1 rRNA gene (running past one end of the window) is annotated in these 230 nt (G+C 50.0%); it reads right to left on the bottom strand.

Annotated features, from left to right (window positions below):
• Positions 1-210 (bottom strand): 16S ribosomal RNA (locus tag ASG05_RS15635) (its annotated part extends 1,251 nt beyond the left edge of the window); the annotation flags it as partial.
• Positions 211-230: the final 20 nt, after the last annotated feature.

The raw sequence follows: 230 nt of genomic DNA, 5'->3' as shown, positions 1-230 counted from the left end.
CTACGCGGGCTCATCCTCAGGCGATAAATCTTTGGTCTTATCGACATCATCCGGTATTAGCAGTCATTTCTAACTGTTATTCCGAACCCAAGGGCAGATTCCCACGCGTTACGCACCCGTGCGCCACTATGCCCGAAAGCATCGTTCGACTTGCATGTGTTAGGCATGCCGCCAGCGTTCGTTCTGAGCCAGGATCAAACTCTCAAGTTTGATGTTCCAAATATATCAGG

It is taken from the genome of Frigoribacterium sp. Leaf186 (assembly GCF_001423905.1).
Lineage (GTDB): Bacteria > Actinomycetota > Actinomycetes > Actinomycetales > Microbacteriaceae > Frigoribacterium.
This window is presented reverse-complemented; position numbering and strand designations above follow the sequence as displayed.